This window comes from Oceanotoga sp., from assembly GCF_030445905.1.
Taxonomy (GTDB): domain Bacteria; phylum Thermotogota; class Thermotogae; order Petrotogales; family Petrotogaceae; genus Oceanotoga; species Oceanotoga teriensis.
In genome coordinates this window covers 1-20,207 of the sequence record NZ_JASUSU010000052.1, presented here as the reverse complement: position 1 = coordinate 20,207, position 20,207 = coordinate 1, and the positions used below count along the sequence as shown (strand labels likewise).

18 protein-coding genes and 2 rRNA genes are annotated in these 20,207 nt (G+C 26.6%); 7 read left to right on the top strand and 13 right to left on the bottom strand.

Annotation, left to right across the window (positions count from 1 at the left end; genetic code table 11):
- Positions 1 to 248 precede the first annotated feature (248 nt).
- From PWP28_RS12200 to PWP28_RS12175, 5 genes are all read left to right on the top strand, one after another.
- The gene (locus tag PWP28_RS12200) at positions 249 to 572 is read left to right on the top strand and encodes a ribosomal L7Ae/L30e/S12e/Gadd45 family protein (protein WP_264149766.1); all 324 of its coding nucleotides are present in this window, start codon (positions 249 to 251) and stop codon (positions 570 to 572) included.
- On the top strand, positions 572 to 2,662 hold the full coding sequence (infB, locus tag PWP28_RS12190) for a translation initiation factor IF-2 (RefSeq protein ID WP_374045496.1): 2,091 nt from the start codon (positions 572 to 574) through the stop codon (positions 2,660 to 2,662). The genes PWP28_RS12200 and infB overlap by 1 nt, the downstream gene beginning before the upstream one ends.
- 45 nt (positions 2,663 to 2,707) lie before the next feature.
- Positions 2,708 to 4,138, top strand: a complete 1,431-nt coding sequence (locus PWP28_RS12185) for an ATP-binding cassette domain-containing protein (protein WP_109606517.1) — start codon at positions 2,708 to 2,710, stop codon at positions 4,136 to 4,138.
- Positions 4,135 to 4,782: an HAD family hydrolase gene (locus PWP28_RS12180; protein ID WP_109606518.1), complete on the top strand. Its 648-nt coding sequence runs from the start codon at positions 4,135 to 4,137 to the stop codon at positions 4,780 to 4,782. The genes PWP28_RS12185 and PWP28_RS12180 overlap by 4 nt, the downstream gene beginning before the upstream one ends.
- A 62-nt stretch (positions 4,783 to 4,844) precedes the next feature.
- On the top strand, positions 4,845 to 6,212 hold the full coding sequence (locus PWP28_RS12175; RefSeq protein WP_109606520.1) for a trypsin-like peptidase domain-containing protein: 1,368 nt from the start codon (positions 4,845 to 4,847) through the stop codon (positions 6,210 to 6,212).
- 73 nt (positions 6,213 to 6,285) lie between these two features.
- On the opposite strand, the gene PWP28_RS12170 is transcribed toward PWP28_RS12175, so the two are convergent.
- The 4 genes from PWP28_RS12170 to PWP28_RS12155 all read right to left on the bottom strand — a co-directional run bounded on the left by PWP28_RS12170 (position 6,286) and on the right by PWP28_RS12155 (position 10,802).
- On the bottom strand, positions 6,286 to 7,605 hold the full coding sequence (locus PWP28_RS12170) for a phosphoglucosamine mutase (RefSeq protein ID WP_109606522.1): 1,320 nt from the start codon (positions 7,603 to 7,605) through the stop codon (positions 6,286 to 6,288).
- A gap of 128 nt (positions 7,606 to 7,733) precedes the next feature.
- A complete protein-coding gene (locus PWP28_RS12165; RefSeq protein WP_206050613.1) occupies positions 7,734 to 8,585 on the bottom strand; it encodes a carbohydrate ABC transporter permease in 852 nt (283 codons plus the stop codon).
- Positions 8,586 to 8,598: 13 nt separating this feature from the next.
- Positions 8,599 to 9,492, bottom strand: coding sequence for a carbohydrate ABC transporter permease (locus tag PWP28_RS12160; protein WP_109606524.1), 894 nt, complete (start codon positions 9,490 to 9,492; stop codon positions 8,599 to 8,601).
- 71 nt (positions 9,493 to 9,563) lie between these two features.
- Positions 9,564 to 10,802, bottom strand: coding sequence for an ABC transporter substrate-binding protein (locus tag PWP28_RS12155; protein ID WP_308644844.1), 1,239 nt, complete (start codon positions 10,800 to 10,802; stop codon positions 9,564 to 9,566).
- Between the two features lie 219 nt (positions 10,803 to 11,021).
- Here PWP28_RS12155 and PWP28_RS12150 point away from each other — a divergent pair, with 219 nt between their 5' ends.
- Together PWP28_RS12150 and PWP28_RS12145 are read left to right on the top strand one after the other, a co-directional pair.
- Positions 11,022 to 11,927, top strand: a complete 906-nt coding sequence (locus PWP28_RS12150; protein ID WP_308644843.1) for a sugar kinase — start codon at positions 11,022 to 11,024, stop codon at positions 11,925 to 11,927.
- A gap of 19 nt (positions 11,928 to 11,946) precedes the next feature.
- Positions 11,947 to 13,329 carry a glycosyltransferase gene (locus PWP28_RS12145; RefSeq protein WP_109606530.1) on the top strand — a complete coding sequence of 461 codons (1,383 nt, stop codon included), beginning with the start codon at positions 11,947 to 11,949 and terminating at the stop codon, positions 13,327 to 13,329.
- Between the two features lie 14 nt (positions 13,330 to 13,343).
- Here PWP28_RS12145 and PWP28_RS12140 read toward each other — a convergent pair whose 3' ends face one another.
- From PWP28_RS12140 to PWP28_RS12100, 9 genes are all read right to left on the bottom strand, one after another.
- Positions 13,344 to 14,573 carry a hypothetical protein gene (locus PWP28_RS12140; RefSeq protein ID WP_109606532.1) on the bottom strand — a complete coding sequence of 410 codons (1,230 nt, stop codon included), beginning with the start codon at positions 14,571 to 14,573 and terminating at the stop codon, positions 13,344 to 13,346.
- Positions 14,570 to 15,577, bottom strand: coding sequence for a galactose-1-phosphate uridylyltransferase (galT, locus tag PWP28_RS12135; protein WP_109606534.1), 1,008 nt, complete (start codon positions 15,575 to 15,577; stop codon positions 14,570 to 14,572). Before galT ends, PWP28_RS12140 begins: the two co-directional genes overlap by 4 nt.
- Complete coding sequence (locus tag PWP28_RS12130; RefSeq protein WP_308644842.1) at positions 15,574 to 17,022, bottom strand: glycogen/starch synthase; 1,449 nt, start codon at positions 17,020 to 17,022, stop codon at positions 15,574 to 15,576. Before PWP28_RS12130 ends, galT begins: the two co-directional genes overlap by 4 nt.
- 18 nt (positions 17,023 to 17,040) lie before the next feature.
- Positions 17,041 to 17,664: an MBL fold metallo-hydrolase gene (locus PWP28_RS12125; RefSeq protein ID WP_109606538.1), complete on the bottom strand. Its 624-nt coding sequence runs from the start codon at positions 17,662 to 17,664 to the stop codon at positions 17,041 to 17,043.
- Between the two features lie 11 nt (positions 17,665 to 17,675).
- The gene (locus PWP28_RS12120) at positions 17,676 to 18,293 is read right to left on the bottom strand and encodes a CBS domain-containing protein (protein ID WP_264149756.1); all 618 of its coding nucleotides are present in this window, start codon (positions 18,291 to 18,293) and stop codon (positions 17,676 to 17,678) included.
- Between the two features lie 108 nt (positions 18,294 to 18,401).
- A complete protein-coding gene (locus PWP28_RS12115; protein WP_240597626.1) occupies positions 18,402 to 18,557 on the bottom strand; it encodes a hypothetical protein in 156 nt (51 codons plus the stop codon).
- Between the two features lie 80 nt (positions 18,558 to 18,637).
- A complete protein-coding gene (locus tag PWP28_RS12110) occupies positions 18,638 to 19,624 on the bottom strand; it encodes a Gfo/Idh/MocA family oxidoreductase (protein WP_308644841.1) in 987 nt (328 codons plus the stop codon).
- A gap of 32 nt (positions 19,625 to 19,656) precedes the next feature.
- Positions 19,657 to 19,775 (bottom strand): 5S ribosomal RNA (rrf, locus tag PWP28_RS12105).
- 31 nt (positions 19,776 to 19,806) lie between these two features.
- A 23S ribosomal RNA gene (locus PWP28_RS12100) occupies positions 19,807 to 20,207 on the bottom strand; the annotation flags it as partial.

Here is a 20,207-nt window from a genome sequence, read left to right as displayed (position 1 = left end):
AAGTATATACTATCACATTTCTCTATCTCCTGTCAATTTCTTTCTTGTTACATTTATTCCTCCCTTTCCTTACACATTTCCACCTCTTAACGTGTTTGAAGAATATTTTTAACTTATGTAAATATTTATTTTTATTATTAAGATACGTTAATAATATTTATTAAATAGTTAACTCTATTTATTTTGTCTATAAATGATTTAATGATATAATTTATATAATAGATTAAAATTATAAGGGGCGTGACACGATGAATGAAGATAAAATACTCACTTTAATAGGATTTTCTTCTCGTGCTAATAAATTCGCCTTTGGCAAGGAGGGTTTGAGAAGTTATATTTCAAAACCAAGAAAACATAAATTGGTAGTAATTGCTTCTGATGCAAGTAAGAACACTTTAAAAGATTTAATGAATAAATGTTCTTACTATGGTATTAAATATGTTTTATTGGAAAGCAAAAATAAATTGGACTTGGCCAAAGCTGTTGGCAAAATTGAAGTTTCTGCTGTAGGTATTGAAGATGAGAGTATAATTAAAGGTATTATTGATTTAGTTAATGGGGGTGATAATTAATGTCTAAAACCCGTGTATATGAAATGGCCAAAGATATTGGCATGAATACAAAAGATTTTATACAACTTTTAAAAAATGAATTCAATATAAAAGTTAAAAGTCATATGAGTACACTGGAAGACGATACAGTAGAAGCAATATTGGATTTAATGGAAGAAGAAAATAAGAAAAAAATTGCAAAAAAAGAAACAACAAAGAACATAAAAAAAGATTCTAAATCAAAAGAAAAAAATGAAAATAATTCTAAAAAAGAGGTTGAACCACCAATTAAACCTGAAGGAGAAAATAAAATAGAAGAAATTATAATTGCACAAGATGAATTAAAACTTGATAAATTGGCTCAAAAAATGGGTAAAAATCAAAATGATTTAATAAAAGCTATGTTCATGCAAGGAATAGTTTTAAGACCTGGTCAAGACTTAAGTCCAGAAATGGTAGAAGATATAGCTTTAAATATGAATTACCTTGTAACAATAAAAGAAGCTTCAAAAGTATCTTCTGATCCAGCTCAACATATTATAAATAAATGGGATGAATATTATAAATACAATTCTAAAAAATTAAAAATAAGACCTCCAGTTGTAACTGTTATGGGACATGTTGACCATGGAAAGACTACTTTATTGGATAATATCAGAGGCGAAAGCGTTGCTGAAAGTGAGGCTGGCGGAATAACCCAATCAATCGGAGCTTATCAGGTTGAATACAACAACAAAAAAATCACTTTTATTGATACTCCTGGTCATGAAGCTTTCACTGAAATGAGAGCAAGGGGTGCACAGGCAACAGATATAGTTATTTTAATAGTAGCAGCTGATGATGGCGTTATGCCTCAAACTGTTGAAGCATATAATCACGCTAAAGATGCCGGTGTTCCTATAATAGTTGCAATTAATAAAGTAGATAAACCTAATGCAAATGTAGAATTAACAAAACAACAGATGGTTGCAAAGTTAAATCTCATACCTGAAGATTGGGGTGGAGATACTATAACAGTTGAAATTTCTGCAAAATCTGGTAAAGGTATAGAAGACTTATTAGAAATGATTCTCTTAGTTTCTGAAGTGGAAGAGATAAAATGTAAACCTAATGGAAATGCAAGGGCAGTAATTATAGATAGTAAGCTCGATAAATTTCTTGGACCTATTGCTACAGTAATAGTAAAAGATGGGGTTTTAAAAACAGGTGATTTCTTTATAGCTGGCTCTACTCACGGGAAAGTTAGGAGAATGCTCGATGATAAAGGAAAAACTATAAAAGCTGCTGGCCCTTCAACACCTGTACAATTATTAGGATTTGATGAAGTTGCAGACATGCACTCAATACTTTATGTTGTAGATACTTTAGATGAAGCAAGAAATATATCTTCAATAAAAAAAGAAATGTTGAATATTCAAAATCAAAGAATATCAAAAAAACATGTTAAGCTTGAAGATCTCATGAAAATGATGGAAGAAGATCAAAAAAAGGTTTTAAATATAGTATTAAAAGCGAGTACATTTGGTGAAATTGAAGCTTTAAAAAATTCTATAAGTAAATTACAAAATAAAGACATTGATATTGAAGTTATACATGCAGGAATAGGTTCTATAACAAATAGTGATGTAATGCTTGCTTCTGCTTCTGATGCTGTAATAATGGGATTCAGAGTTAAAGCTGATTCTAAAACCATTAAAGAAGCGGAAAAAGAAGGAATACAAATTAAAAAATATGATATAATATTTAATTTAATAGACGATTTGAAGAAAGCCTTACAAGGTATGCTCGATCCAGAAGAAAAAGAAGAAATAACTGGTTCTGGAAAGATAAAAGAAGTCTTTAAAATTAAAAAAGTTGGAAATATCGCTGGTGTACAAATACTCGAAGGATTTGTAACCAGAAATGGAAAAGTTAGAATATATAGAAATGGTGGATTAGTAAATGATGTTTCAATTGAAAGTCTTAAACATTATAAAGATGAAGTAAAAATGGTTGATGCTCCTAAAGAATGTGGAATAAAATTTGAAAATTTTGATGATATATCTTCAGGGGATGAACTTGAATTTTATAGATATGTTCAAATAGAAAGACAACTTGATTTCAATAAATAATAAACAAACCCCGTATAAACGGGGTTTGTTTTTTAGAGGTGCTAAATGTTTTTAATTGGGATATCTTTATTTATAATTATATGGTTCATAATATCTCTTTTTTACAGTCCCTTAATTCTTCCAAGTCCAATACTAACTTTTAAAACACTTTTTTCTCTATTTATAACTCAAGATTTTTGGATAAATTATTTTGATACTCTTTTAAAAAGTATAATTGGATTTTCTTTGAGTATTATAATTGGTATTCCAATAGGTCTTTTAGCTGGTATTAAAAATAATTTTTATAAAATGATAAGACCAATAGTCATGATTCTTCAAGGTGCTCCTGTAATATCTTATATAGCCATAACAATGTTATGGTTTGGCATAGGATTTTATACTCCTGTATTTGTATCTTTTATAATAATACTTCCAACATTGATATTGAATATATCAGAAGGTATTAAATCTACAGATACTAAATTATTAGAAATGGCTAATATTTATAAAGTATCTAAATCTTATATTTATAAATATATTTTTTTGCCATCCATAATACCTTTCTTAATATCAAGCTTAAAAATAATTTCGGGAACATTATGGAGATCTATAGTCGCAGGAGAGTTTTTAGCTGGCTCTAAAGGAATTGGTTATTCTTTAGCTCTTGCAAAAAGTACCTTAAATACAGAAGAAGTCTTTGCATATACCATATTTTTAATATTAAATGGTATAATATTTGAGAAATTGATATTAAAATTAAATTTTAAGCCAAAAATATCCTTAAAAAATAACAAAATAATTAAATCTAAAAATATAAATAAAAATAATGAACTAATATTAAAAAATGTATCTAAATGCTTTAATAATAAATATGTATTAAAAAATTTCTCATATGATTTTTCACAAAATATTATATACTGTATAGCTGGAGAGTCGGGAATAGGAAAAACAACGATTTTAAAAATTATTTCTGGTCTTTTACCTTCATCGAGTGGTGAATTAATATCATCTAAAAAAAGATTATCTTATATATTTCAAGAAGATAGATTAATACCATGGCTAAATGTAAAGGATAATATAAAATTTGTTTCACCCAATATTTCAGATAAAAAAATTAAAGATATATTATCAAGTTTAAATATATATGATTCCTTAGAAAAATACCCCGAAGAATTATCTGGTGGTATGAAAAAAAGAGTTAATATTGCAAGAGCTATCTCATATAATTCAGATATCATATTAATGGATGAACCTTTTTCTTCTCTTGATATTAAAAATAAAAATAATATAATCAAAGACTTTAAAAATACTATATTCAATAAAAATTTAAAAATAATTTTAGTATCTCATGAACCATTTGAAATCGCTAATTTAGCACAAGAAATAATTGTTTTAGAAGAAAACTTCAAATTTAAAAAGTTAATTTTAAATAAAAATATGTCTGTAACAGATAAAACAATATTAATTCAAAATTTTATGATAGGAGAAAATATATGACAAAAAATAATTTTAAAAATATTAAAAATATTATATTTGATCTTGATGGAACACTTGTTAATACCAAAAAATTTACTTTAAACGCTTTTAAAGAAGTTATAAAAGATCTAAATATTAATTATACTATTTCAGATGATGAAATAATAAAATATATAGGATATCCTATAGATCAAATTTGGAAAAATCTTTTAAATACAAATGATGATGAATTGATAAAAAAAGCTATACTTCTGTTGGATGAAAAAGAAGAAAACATCATAGAAAAAACAGAAAATGTCTTTTTTGATAATGTTCTTGAAACTTTAGAATTTTTAAAAAATAAAAATAAAAAACTATTTATTCTTTCAAATTGTAATATTAAATATCTCGAAGCAATGTTGAATAAAGGCCTAAAAAAATATATAGATTCACCACATTGTTCTGAAATGTATGGGTGGAGAGATAAAGATTTTGTAATTGAACATATCATGAAAAAAGAAAAAAATAATTCTTTTATAATGGTTGGAGACAGGAAACATGATATATATTCTGCGAAAGTTAATAATATAAAGTCTATTGGTTGTTCTTATGGTTATGGCTATGATGAAATAAAAGATGCCGATGCAATTATTGAATCAATAGATAAAATTAAAACCTTTTTTTAAGTAATCTTTAAGAGAAAAGTTTCATAATAAACTCGAACATATCGACTTTTGGAGGTGGATTTATGAAAAAAGTTTTAGTAATATTATCATTACTTGTTTTGTCTATTAATATATTCGCAATTGTAAACGAAGGATATCAAAGTCCAATAGTTAATGTTGTAAAAGCATCTTCTGAAGCAATTGTAAGTATTGAAGCAAAAGGAAAAACAGAATCTTATTCTGATCCTTATATAGAAGATTTTTTTAAAAAGTTTTTTGGTGAAATTCCCCCTACACAACAAAGAGAATTCACAAGCTTAGGAACTGGTTTTATATTTGATGAAAAAGGTTATATAATAACAAATTATCATGTAGTAGAAAATGCAACGAATATAAATGTTACTCTTGGAAATGACAAAGTCTACGAAGCAAAATATATTGGTGGAGATAAAGATTTAGATCTTGCTGTATTAAAAGTTAATACAGATTCAAAACTTCCAATCGTTGAATTGGGTGATTCATCAGAGCTTGAAATAGGAGGCACTGTTGTAGCAATTGGTAATCCATTAGGATTGAGTCATACTGTAACAACTGGTGTAATAAGTGCTTTGAATAGAAAAGTACAAAAACCTGATGGTTCTGGTTATTATGTAGATTTAATTCAAACAGATGCAGCTATAAATCCAGGAAATAGTGGTGGACCTCTTTTAAATATACATGCACAAGTAATAGGTGTAAATACAATAATAGTAAACCCAAATCAAGGAGTAAATTTAGGTTTTGCAATTCCAATAAATTTGGCCAAAAAATTTGCATACTCCATAATTGATGACGGAAAATATGAAAGAGCCTATCTCGGAGTTTATTTTGGAGATATAACAGAAGAATTGAGAAAATCACTTGGATTAAAAGTTGATGAAGGAGCTTATATAAGTGATGTAATAGATAATTCAGCTGCTTCTGATGCTGGAATAAAAGCAGATGATGTAATTGTAAAAATAGATAATAAAAAAATATCTAATGCCGAAGAATTGAGATCTATTATAAGAACTTATACAGCTGGTGAAAAAATAGAAGTCATAATAAATAGATTTGGAAAAGAAATAAAATTAAATGTATTATTGGGAAGTTCAGAAAAAGAAGTTGTTTTAGCTAAAAAAGATTATTTTGGATTAATAGTCAGAGAAATAACTCCAAAAGATGTGGAAGAAAAATCTTTATCAAAAAATACTAATGGTGTAATAGTTGAAGAAGTAACTAATAATTCCCCTATATTTGGAATAACCAAAGGTGATTTAATAAACCAAATAGCTATAAATGGAACATATCATGATATAAAAAATGTTTCAGATTGGGAAAAAATAGCCTCTTCTGTTGAAAAAAATTCTTATGTTGCACTTATAATGTACAGAGATAATATAAGATTTGTAGTAAAATTCTTTTATAGATAAAAATAATATTTTTAACCATAAATAAAAAAACTCCAAGGTAATTTTTATATACTTTGGAGTTTTTTTATTTTATTTAATATTCTTTATCTATTAATTCTATTAATTCTACAAATTCATATACTATTGAATTTACTTTTTCCGCATCTTTTCCTTCAGCCATAACTCTAATTTTATGTTCTGTTCCAGAAGGCCTTAAAACAAGTTTCAATCCTGAAATATTTTCATATTTTTCTTTTAATTTTTCTATTCTTTCATCTTTCATAACATCTTTTTTATTTTTAACTGAAACATTTTTTAATAATTGAGGATAAGAAGGAATTTCACATATGAGTTCATCAATTGTTTTTTCAAAAAATTTCATAGTATCAAGAGTTTCAAGAGCTGTAATCAAACCATCTCCTGTTGTAGATCTATCCATAAAAATTATATGCCCAGATTGTTCTCCACCTATGGTAAAATTATTATCTATCATTCTTTGAAGAACATATTTATCTCCAACCCCCGTTCTAACAAGGTTTATTCCATGTTCTTTTAAATATTCTTCAAATCCTAAATTACTCATTATAGTTGCAACAACAGTATTTTCAGATAATCTATTCTGTTTTTTTAATTTAAAAGCATTTATAGCCATAAGTTTATCTCCATCTACTAAATTACCTTTAGAATCTAAGAAAAGACATCTATCAGCATCTCCATCAAAAAGAATTCCAAAATCATAATTACCTTTTTTTATTTTATCAGATAAAAAATCAGGAGCAGTAGATCCACAATTTTGATTTATATTAAAACCATCTGGCTCATTGTTGAAAACAGTATAATTTAAATTTAAATTATTTAAAATACTTTCAATTACTGAACCAGCTGCACCATTTCCAACATCAATAGCTATTTTATAATTTAAATTTAAATTTTTATATATACTTTTCACATATTCTATATATTTATCTTTTCCTCCATTAATGATAAATTCTTCTACATCACCATATGGTGCATATTCCATATTTTCAGATAATATAATGTTTTCAAGATCAACTTCTTCTTCATCTGGTATTTTAAATCCTTCGCATAAAACCTTCAACCCATTATAAGTAGAAGGATTATGAGATGCTGAAATCATTATTCCAACAGTTTTTTCTTTTTTTGTAAGATATGCCAAAGATGGAGTAGGTATAACTCCACACGATTCCACTTTCATTCCTGCTGCTACAGCTCCAGAAGCTATAGCTATTTCAAACATTTTACCTGAATTTCTTGTATCCATTGCTATTAAAAGCCTATCATATTTACCATTATAAAGTCTTGCAACAGCATTTCCAACTCTCATAGCTAATTCAACTGTAAGTTCCTCATTAACTATTCCTCTAATACCATCTGTTCCAAAGAGTCTTTTCAAAAGAATCACTCCCATCCTAAACGATTTATTACATCAAATTCAATTATACCGCAAGGTTTTTTTATTTCAAAATAAAAAATAAAAGACTTTTGAATATTTAGTATATCAAAAGTCTTTTATTAAATATTTTATCCTTTTACAGCACCAGAAGTCAATCCTTCTACTATTTTATTTTGAAATATTAAAACAAGTATAACCAAAGGAACTGTTATCATAACAGATGCAGCCATCAATTGCCCCCAAGGTTGTTCATACTGTGATGCTCCTGTAAACATAGAAATAGCTACTGGAACTGTAAACATTTCAGGATTTATAACAAAAGTTAAAGCAAACATAAATTCATTCCAAGCACTTATAAAAGTTAAGAGACCAGTTGTAACTATAGCCGGTCCAGATAAAGGCAAAACAATTCTCCATAAAGTTTCGAACTTCGAGCATCCATCTATATAAGCAGATTCTTCAACAGATAAAGGTAAATCTCTAAAAAAGTTTTGTAAAATCCATGTTGTAAGAGGTAAGGTAATCGCTGTATAAGGTATTATAAGTCCTGGATAAGTATCTATAAGATTCATATTTCTTAATAGTTGATAAAGTCCTCCAAGGATTGAAACCTGAGGAAACATTGAAACAGCTAAAATACTTCCCATAATAAATATTTTTCCAGGTATTTTTAATCTTGCAACAGCATACCCTGCAAAAGATCCTATTATTAAAGATAATATCGTAGTAGATCCTGCAACTACAATTGAATTCCATATATTTCTTAAAAAATTATGCTCTTTAAAAACATTTATATAATGTTCAAAAGTAAATTCTGGTGGTATCAAATTAAAATTCTCTGAAAAAAGTAATTTATTACTTGTAAAAGAACTTCTTATTGCCCAATAAAATGGAAAAACAAAATATATGAATATTATAATAACAAAAATATATAAAATAATTTTTTCTAATCTTTTTTTTCCTTTCATTCCAATTCTCATATAAATCCCCCCATCAGTCTATTTTTAATTTCATAGTTTTGATATAAATAAGTGTAAAAACTCCAATAATCAAAAATATAATAACCGATAAGGCTGATCCATATCCAAAAAGACCTCTTGGAGAAAATATATTATCCATAAGTAAACTTCTATTGTATACAGACATTGTTTCTGTTTGTTGTAAACCAGGAGTCATTATATATACAATATCAAAAACTCTTAATGCATCTAAGGTTCTAAATATAAGAGTAACAGCAATGGTAGGTTTCAATATTGGTAAAGTTATACTTGTAAATTGCTTCCATTTTGTTGCACCATCTATTCTGGAAGCCTCATAAAGTTCTCCAGGTATTAACTGCAGTCCAGCTAACAATAAAAGAGCTACGAAAGGAGTTGTCTTCCAAACATCGACAGCAACAATAGCATTTAAAGCAAGTTTTGGATCGGCTAATATTGGTGTTCCTTGTTCTAATATTCCTAAAGTATAAAATAAATTACTTATAACTCCATATTGATCATTAAACATCCATCTCCACATTTGAGATGAAATAACTGTCGGTACAGCCCAGGGAATTAACATTGCAGCTCTCATAAATCCTCTAAACTTAAATTTCGCATTTAAAATTAATGCAACACCTAAACCAATTAAAAATTCAAATAAAACAGAAAAAAATGAAAAGTATATAGTGTTCCATAGAGAAGCTAAAAATCTACTATCTTGAAACAAATCTATATAATTTTTAAATCCTAAAAACTCTCTTTCAAATCCAGGTCTTAATGACCATTTAAAAAAAGAATCATAAAAAGTTTGTATCAAAGGTATAAAAGCCGTTATACCTATTGCAATTAAAGCTGGTATTATTAGCCAAAAAGCTAATTTCATATCTTTTTTATTATAATTGTTCATTAAAAACACCCTCCTCTTTTAAAAAACGGTAAGACGGATAAAATCCGCTTACCGTCAATAAAAAATTATTTTTACATTATTTCTTTTAAAGAATTTATTAAATCATCTACTGCTTTTTCAGGTGTTTTTATTCCTCTTAAAACATTACTTGTTTCTGTATATATTTCTCTACTAACTTCAGAGTAAACTGGAGTTACAGGTCTTGGTTCTGCATTTATAAATACATCATAAAGTTCAACCATGAAAGGAATTTCTTCTTTTATTCTTGGATCATTATAAACAGCTTTTCTCGTTGGATTTTGAGTAACTCCTAAAGCTTTTACAACTTGTTGTTCAGGGCTTGTAAGGAATTTTATTAATTTCTTAGCAGCTTCTATTTGAGACTTTGATGCATTACCATTTATTGCAAGGTTCCATCCACCTAAAGTTGCAGAATTTCTTCCTTCTGGGTTAGATCCCTTAGGTAAAGGAGATACTCCAACTTTTCCTGCTATTTTTGAAGAATCTCCATTTACTAAAGTCCAAGCATATGGCCAATTTCTCATAAAAACAGCATCTCCATTTTGGAATAATCTTCTTGCTTCTTCTTCCATATAAGTGGTTACACCTTTTCTTGTAACACCATCATCTATCAATTTTTTCATATAATTTAAAGCTATTATAGTTCTTTCTTTGTTTTCTGGTTTATCAAGAACAACTTCACCATTTTCAACTATAGCTCCACCATGTGAATGTATAAATTCCATAACATCACATGTAAGACCTTCATAAGAAGCTCCTTGCCATATAAATCCATCTATTTTTTCTTTGTTTGAAATATCTTTTGCTATATTATAAAGTTCATCCCAAGTTTTTGGAACATCATAACCATATTTATCTAATAAATCTTTTCTATAATAAAGCAATCCAGCATCTGTAAACCAAGGTATTGCAACTACTTTATTCTTATAAGTTACGGATTTAACTGTACCTTCTAAGAATTTATCGAGTTCAAAATAATCATAATCAGATGTTAAATCTGCTAAAAAAGGTTCAAATTCAGCTGGCCATATTACATCAAGCATCAAAACTGTTGGATCTGGTGTTCCAGAAGCAAGATATGTAACATACAAATCATGTCTTGATGTTGAAGAATTTGGCATAGGTAAAACTTTTACACTTATATCAGGATTTAATTTTTCAAACTCTTCTACTTGTTTATAAAGAACTTCAAGCTCTTTACCAACTGCTCCAGCAGTCATAGAAATATTTACTGAGAAAACGTTTACAAGAAGTAATAATATAAAAATAAATAATAACCCTTTTTTCACTTAATCCACCTCCCAAGTAATGTAGAACATCATTTTATAATACAATTATAAAATTTTTAACATCATTATAAAAATCTAATTAACATCAATTATATAGAAATATTAGCTTTTATTCATAAATAAAACGTTTTTTTTACATTTTCCTCATTGCATGCATGAAATTTTTTTTGATATAATATTAATGAAATAAAATTTTTTTCAAAAAGGAGCGATCAAAATATGGATTTTATATCGTATGGAGAAGTTTTAATAGATTTAATATCAAGTGATTATATAGAAAATTTAAAAGATTCTCTATCTTTTAAAAAATATTTTGGAGGATCTCCAGCAAATATTTGTATTAATTTATCAAAATTAAATGTAAAAACTGCTTTGATATCAAAAATTGGAAATGATCCTTTTGGAAATTTCATACTTGAAAAGCTTAAAAAAAATAATATAAATACTTCTGGAATGACTATAAGTGAAGATAATAATACAGATATTGTAACAGTTTTAAAGTCAAAAAAAACACCAAAATTTCATGCTTATAGATCTTCTTCATTGAATTTAGAACTAAATGATAAAGCTTTAAATTTAGTTTCTCAATCAAAAATTCTTCATATATCTTCTTGGGCATTATCAACAGATCATAATTTAAAAAATACATTTAATATATTAAAAAAAGCTAAAGAAAATAATTTATTTATTGGATTCGATCCAAATTATAGAAAAATTTTGTGGAAGAGTTCTGATAATATAATAAATATATTAAAAAAAATACTTCCTTATATAAATTTAATAAAACCCTCTGAAGATGATTGCGAAAGCATTTTTGGAAAAAATACTTTAGATTCTTATATAAATGAATTTTTTAGTTTGGGAGCAAAGAATATAGTACTAACTTTAGGAGAAAAAGGTGCTATATACATAAATAATAAAAACAAATCATTAAAAATCCCTTCTACTATAAAAGAGGTTATAGATACAACAGGGGCAGGAGATGCTTTTTGGTCTGGAATATACTATGGAATAATGAACAATAAAACAATAGAAGATTCTTTATACTTTGGAAGATCCTTTGCAGAAGAAAGTTTAAAAAATATAGGTGCAGAATTCGATATATCAAATTTAAAAAAGCTCTAATTTGAAAGGAGTCTTATATATGAAAATTGGTTTTATAAATCCTCAAGGTAATTTTGATAACTTTGATTCTCATTTAACAGAACATCCAGATTTTGGGGGTCAATTAATATATGTAAAAGAATTGGCTATGGCTATGTCAAAATTGGGTATAAAAGTTGATATAATAACAAGAAAAATAGTTGATGATAAATGGCCAGAATTCAGTAAGTCTATAGATTATTATGATAATTATAATAATTTAAGAATTATACGATTAGAGTTTGGAGGTAATAAATTTCTACAAAAAGAAAAAATTTGGCCTTATTTAAATGAATTTTCAAACCAAATAATAAAATTCTATGGCAATGAAATACCAGATTTTTTTACAACTCATTATGCCGATGGAGGATATACGGGAGCTCTACTGAAAAAATATATAAACAAACCTTTTTCTTTTACAGCTCATTCATTAGGAGCTCAGAAAATGGATAAATTGAATGTAAATGAATTTAATTATATCAAATATGATAAAGATTTTAATTTTACAAAAAGAATAAATGCTGAAAAATTATCAATAAAATATTGTGATTTTATATCTGTTTCAACTGTTCAAGAAAAAGAAGAACAATATATGCATGATTATTATAAAGAAATTTCTCAAACAAATTTAGAAAAATTTAATTTAATTCCTCCTGGAGTTAATACAAAAATTTTTAATCCTGATTTAAATATATCAAAAGAACTTAAGTTATATTTAGATTCCAAAATAAAAAATTATAAAAATTTAATAATTCTTTCGAGTAGATTAGAATTCAAAAAAAATCATTTAAATGCTTTAAAAGCTTTCATTGAAAACAAAAATTTAAATAATTTCTCAAAAATGGTTATTGTTCTAAGAAATATAGATAACCCCTTTGAAATAGATAAATTAAATGATTCAGATAGAAATATAATTAAGCCTATGATAGATTTGATATTAAAAAATAATATAGAAAATAAAATTATCTTTTTAAACATTAAATCTCAAAAAGATCTTGCATGTACATACTCTTATTTGAGAAAAAATAAAGCTATTTTTTGTTTGCCATCTTTTTATGAGCCTTTTGGTTTAGCACCATTAGAAGCTGCTGCATGTAAATTGCCCATCGTTGCAACAAAAAATGGTGGACCAAAAGAGATTTTCAAAAATAAAGAAGGTATTTTAATAGATCCAGAAAATCCACAAAATATTGCTGAAGGATTTTTAACTTGTTTTAAAGATTATTTAAAATACTCTGATAAATCATATAATTTAGTTATAAATAATTATACTTGGGAAAAAACAGCAGAAAAATACTTAAAACTAATAGAAAATAATAAACTATATATCAAAAATAAATTCTTGGATTTAAATTTAGATAAAAAAATAATCGAGAAGATATAATCTTCTCGATTATTTTAAAATTGATAAGTTGCATTCAAAGCTATTTTACCTTTCATTTCATTAGATATATGATCATAATAATTTATATATGAAAGACTCAATCCAGTAAGCAAATTATAGTTTAAAGAATATTCAAACTGTGTATTCTTGTTGAATATTTCTTTAAAAATATCAAAAACAAATTCATTATTTTCTAATATTCTGTTATAACTCATTTCAAAAGAAAAAGGGTATTCTGAAATAGGTGATTTTAAATAAACTTTTGAATATATCTTTTGATTTTGAATTTCACTAAAATTAAAAGGAACTTCATAACTATATCTTAAATATGAATCTAAAATATCATCATATCTAAATGATATATCATAAATACCTCCCAATCTTTCTTCTTCAGATAATACTAAAAAATCATAATTTTGAGCTAAATTATTTGTTTTTTCATAATTATTGTCCAAATAATTTAAATTTGAATATTTACTTAAATATATTATAGGCAAAGCTCTTAAATCAACGTATTCAAAACTTATAGCTGCTCCTAATCCTCCTAAAAAACCAACGGTATCTCCATATACAAGATTATTTTTTTCTGCTTTTGTATATATAACACTTCCTTCAACACCTAAATTTAAAGGTCCAAAAGGTTTATATACATTCAAAATTGATACTATATCAGTATGATAATCTGAATATGGATAATTAGTTGCAATTAAAATTCCCATATTAAAAATATCAAAATTATAATCTAAATTAACCCATGATAAAGTTGCTGAATTTTTTGTGGTAAATGGAAAATAAGTTGTAATTTCATATGGATAATGAACTGAAAAATTATATTCATCTTCTTTAAAGATCTTCAAATCAAAAGATTTTGCAAGTTTTTTTGAGTATCTATACATAGTTGTTCCTAAACCATGTGTATATTCATTCATAAATGAATATTTAAAATTTGCAAAATCAGTAGAAATCTCTAAATAATTTATAGAAAACATATTATATACATTGGTACTATCTTCTGTATATCTATTTGGAACTCCATAATAAAATTTACCACCTATTTCATTTTGATATAAATTAACACCAGGTCCTATTTTTAAAGTTCCAAAATCCATCACAGGAGTCACTGAATAAAATAAATAATTTGTATTTTCTTCATTATAAGTAGTAAATATTGGTTTTATACTGAGATTAAATGAATAAATTAAAATCCCTAAAAATAAATAAACTAAAATCAATCCCTTTTTCATAAAAATGGTTCCTCCTTTTTTAATTCATCAGCAGCTTTTTCTGGAGAAACAGAATTTATATAAAATCCTGTTCCCCATTCAAATCCAGCTATATTAGTAATTCGGGGTATTATTTCTATATGCCAATGGTATTCTTTACTACAATCCTCTCCAAAAGGTGCCGTATGAATAAGCATATTATAAGGAGGATTATTCAAAACTTTAAAAAATCTGGAATAAAAATTTTTAGAAACTTCAGCCAATTCTTTTACTATATCTTCATTTTTTTCTAATTCTCCAAAATCATGCGAATGAAATCTCGGCATAATCCATGTTTCATAAGGAAATCTTGAAGCATAAGGTTCAAATACTATAAAATTTTCACTTTTAAAAATAATTCTTTCATTTACTTCTTCTTCATATTTAACAATATCACAAAAAACACATCTGTTTTTAAAATTAAAATATTTTTTTGCACCTTCTATTTCATCTATAAGATTAACAGGAACAATACTCGTAGCTATTAATTGAGAATGTGGATGAACTAAAGAGGCTCCTGCTTTTTTACCATAATTTTTAAATATCTGTATATACTTAATTCTTTTATCTTCTTTTAAAGAATTAAATCTTTTTAAATATGCCCAAAAAACTTCTTCCATTTGTTTCAATGAAAAATGAGATACATTCGTATTATGTTCTGGTGTTTCTATTATTACTTCATGATATCCAAATCCCGATACTCTATCATAAATTCCATAAGGTGATTTATCTAAAATTATATTTTCTTTTAGAGCTGAAAATTTATTTGGAACAACTCTAACCCACCATCCTGATTCATTAGCCTTACTATCTGGACTTCTAAACGAAAGAAGTTCATTAGGAGTACTATTTTCATTTCCATAATCAAAAGGGCAATAAAGTTCTTCTATACGCTCTTCTTCTACATAATTCATAGGTCTTTTAGCTCTATCTTCAGATATTATTACCCATCTATTGGTTAGAGGATCTTTTCTTAATTCACTCAATCCTCTCCACCTCTTGATAACTCCAAAGCCACTTTATAAAGATGTTCATAATTTAAAGCTGTAGTTTCATATGAAAAATTACTTTTCATACAATTATCGAACAATTTCTTCCATTCTTTATTTCTTTTTTTATAATAAAAGACTGCTTTAGTTATGGCATTTAAAAGATCTTTAGAAGTATAATCATAAAAACCAAATCCATTTCCATTTCCTTCTTCATAAAATTCAATAACAGTATCTGCCAATCCTCCAGTATATCTAACAATTGGTACAGTTCCATATCTCATAGAATACATTTGACCAAGTCCACATGGTTCATATAAAGAAGGCATTAAAAACATATCTGATCCAGCATATATTTTTTGAGCGAGATCTAAATCAAAGAATAAATTCGAACTTACTTGTTTGGGATACCTTTTTGAAAGTTCATTAAAAAAATCTTCATATTTTTTATCTCCAGTTCCTAAAATCACAAACTGAAAATCAAGTGCAAGAGAATATTCAATTATTTCTTGTATTAAATCAAGTCCTTTTTGATCATATAATCTACTTATAAGAGAAATAACTGGAACATCTTTAGAAATTTTTAAACCAAGTTTCTCTTGAAGTTTTAATTTATTTTCTATTTTATCATTATAATTTTTTATAGGTTTAAATATTCTTTTATCAGTTAAAGGATTATATTCCTCATAATCAATTCCATTGATTATTCCATATAAAAAGTCTTTTTTACTCCTTAATACTCCATCAAGCTGATATCCAAACTCGGCTGTTTGTATTTCCTCGGCATAAGTTTTACTAACTGTGTTAACTATATCAGAATATATGATTCCGAGTTTAAGATAATTTGTATATCCATAAAATTCTGCATATTCTGGATTAAATATAAAATCTGGTAGTCCAGTAAGATCAAATTTATCTCTCGTAAATATACCTTGATATCCAAGATTATGAATTGTGAGAACTGTTTTAATATTTCCTAATATATCATCTAAAAAATAATTATTTTTTAGATATGCTGGTATTAAAGATGTTTGCCAATCATTAACATTTATTAAATCTGTATCTGGATGTATTTCTTTAATAAATTTCAAAACACTATCACAAAAATATGAACTTTGAAGTGCTAAATCTCTTCCACCATATATATCTTTTGTATTAAATAATTCATTATTTTTTATAAAATAGACAACTACATCACTCTCTGGTAATTTTCCTTCATAAACTGAAAAAGGTTGTTTGAGTTCATGAGAAAGAGGCACAAAATCTTCAGAAATAAGTTTTAAATTATTGAAATTGTCTCTAATAACTTTATGAAAAGGCATAACAACAAAAACATTATTTTTTCTTTTCTTTAAATATTTTGGCAAAGCTCCTGCAACATCTGCAAGACCTCCTACTTTTGCAAAAGGTACAACCTCAAAAGAAACATAAGCAATTTTCATATTAACCCTCCCAAAATTTTATTTTATTGAGTAAGGTGCATCATGAGTAAATACAATCCAATCACTAATATCATAATATTTTTTTACTATATTAGCCACCTCATCCGTTCTTAAACCTCTCATAATATCATATAATTCTATTCTCGTCATGCATATATCTCCTGGAAAAAAAACTTTTCCCATATTTTCTGTTTTTATGTAAAAAGAACAATGTTCTTTACTATGAAAAGGAGTATGTACGACTTCTATTGACTCAAATAATATATCACCATTATCAAATTTTTTCTCTCTTTTTTTTATATCTTCAATCATATTAATATAAGATTGAGAAGAAAAATCTCCAAATTTATTAAAATTTTTATTATCGTATAATTTATGAACATTAACAATGGCATTTTTAAAATAAATAGAATTTTTTGCATGATCCAAATGGGCATGACTCAAAAGAATATCTGTAATATCATCCGATTTTAAATTTAATTCTTGAAATTTTTCTTCTAAAAATCTTAAGGAAGGTTCATATCCAGGTTCCATTATTATTTTTTTGTTTTTATGCTCTAAAAGACATATAGTTGCATAACTTCCTTGTATACGTTCAGGTATCCATAAAGTTCCACCTGGTATTAAAACCTTTAATATCATAAAAGACCTCCTCAAATATAATCAATATTTTCTTCAAAAATCGCATCATATTCAATATTATTTTTTTCAAAAATATCAGAAACAACATTCACATTTTGTATATCTAATTTTAAGGTTATAGACCTTTTTGAATTAACATTTTTTGATGTCATCAAAGAAAGTACATTTATATCTTCTTTAGCAAGTAATTGAAGTATATTATTGAGTTGACCAGGCTTATCTTTTCTTGTTAAAATAATTTTAGTTCCAGATTCATCCATAGCTGAAATACTTCTAAAAGCTCTTAATATTTCAAAGAAACCAAATATACCCAATGGAATCATTTCAGAATCAACTACAGGTAACACTTTTATATGATTTTCAAGCATTATATTCAAAGCATCTTCAACTAAATCATCATCAAATAAAAAATATTCTACAGGATCAAGAATTTCATATAATTTCATATTCTCATCAAATTTACTCAAAAATTCGAGTTCTTCCTTTGTAATCATATTATACAAAGTATTATCATTTCTCAAAATTGCTATATTATCTCCAAGATCAGATAGCTTCTCATAAAATTCTCTTAAAGTAGAATTTAAATATACATAATGAAAAGATTTAGAATACCATTTTCGAACATACATTCTAACACCTCTCGATTGTTCTTTTTCCTCAATTATACATTATAAAGATTAAATTTTTTAAACAGTCAATATATAAAAAAAGGCAGATATAAATCTGCCTTTTTAATTTTAAAGTTCTTTTTCAATTTTTTCAAGCTCTGTTGTTAATCTTTCCCATTCTTCTTTTAAAGATTCATCATGCTCATGAGGCCCCATATACTTTTCTATAGCATTTTTTTCAATCTCAAGGATTCTTTTCCTTTTTAAAAGCTCTTCTTTATTCATAATATCCCCTCCTAAATAAAAAAAATCATTTCTTTTTTTTACTCTTTTATAACAATTATAACATAAAAGAATTCTTTTTTTTATTTATTATCGGCAGGATAAATAATACTATTTTGTTTTCTAATATTTTCAATTATAGACATAACTTTTAAAGATAGATCAAATGTATTAATTGGTGATTCTATAATATTATTTTCAATAAGATTTATAAAATGTTCTATTTCATAATACATATTTTGATCGATTTGATTTTTAGTTATATTTTCTATACTTCCATCATTATAAAATATTTTTATATCAGATGGTTGAGAAATTTTATCTATTAAAATAGTTCCCTTTTCACCTTGAATTTCATTAAAAAGTTTAGAATTACTTATTTTTGAATAATTAATAATACCTTCCATCTCATTATATTCTAAAATTGCCGTCCCTTGTCCATCAACACCTGAATCTAATAATAATGATTCAGATTTAATATTTTTAGGCATACCAAATATATCGATTAAAGGATATATTGTGTATATTCCTATATCCATTAAAGCTCCATTTGAAAAAATCGGATTGAATGTATTTGGAAGTTCATTATTTTTATATTTATCATATCTTGAAGAATACTGACAGAAATTAGAAATATATTTTCTTACTTTACCAATTTTATATAAATTTTCTTTTATTGAAATATAATTTGGTAAAAAACTACCTTTTAATGCTTCCATTAAGAGGACTTTATTTTTTTTAGAAACTTCTATCATATTTTTTAATTCTTTTAAATTAGAAGCTATAGGTTTTTCACATAACACACTTTTATTATTTTGTAAAAATAATAAAGTTTGATCATGATGTAAAGAATTAGGACTTGCTATGTATATAGCATCGATCAAATCGCTTTTAGATAACTGTTCTAAATTGGTAAAAATATTTTTCACATCATATTTTATTGCAAATTCTTTAGCTCTCTTTTCTGTCCTTGAATAAACAGCATTTAATTTAAAATTTTTTATTAGTTTTGCAGCCTCTAAAAATCTTTCAGTAATAAAATTTGTACCTATTATACCAAATCTAATCATTAAAAATTCCCCCTTTTTTAGAATAAATAAAAGAAAAGAGAGAACAAAAAAGTTCTCTCTTAGAAAAAGTGTACTACCATCAGCATGAGAAGGCTTAACTGCCAGGTTCGGAATGGATCTGGGTGGAACCCAACTCATTATCCTCACCCCTAAATACTCACTCACTAGTACATAAGAAACATTTGTCCAAAGCCTCGGGTTATTAGTACCACTCGACTCAATACATCACTGCACTTACATCTGTGGCCTATCTACGTTCTAGTCTCGAACTACCCTTAACTCTTTCGAGCGGGAAGTCTTATCTTGGGGCCCGTTTCCCACTTAGATGCTTTCAGCGGTTATCGGTCATGTACTTAGCTACCCAGCTCCTGCCATTTGCCTGACAACTGGTTCACCAGCGGTACACTCACTCTGGTCCTCTCGTACTAAGAGCAACCCCCCTCAAACTTCCTACGCCCGCAGCAGATAGGGACCGAACTGTCTTACGACGTTCTGAACCCAGCTCACGTACCGCTTTAATGGGCGAACAGCCCAACCCTTGGGACCTTCTTCAGCCCCAGGATGCGATGAGCCGACATCGAGG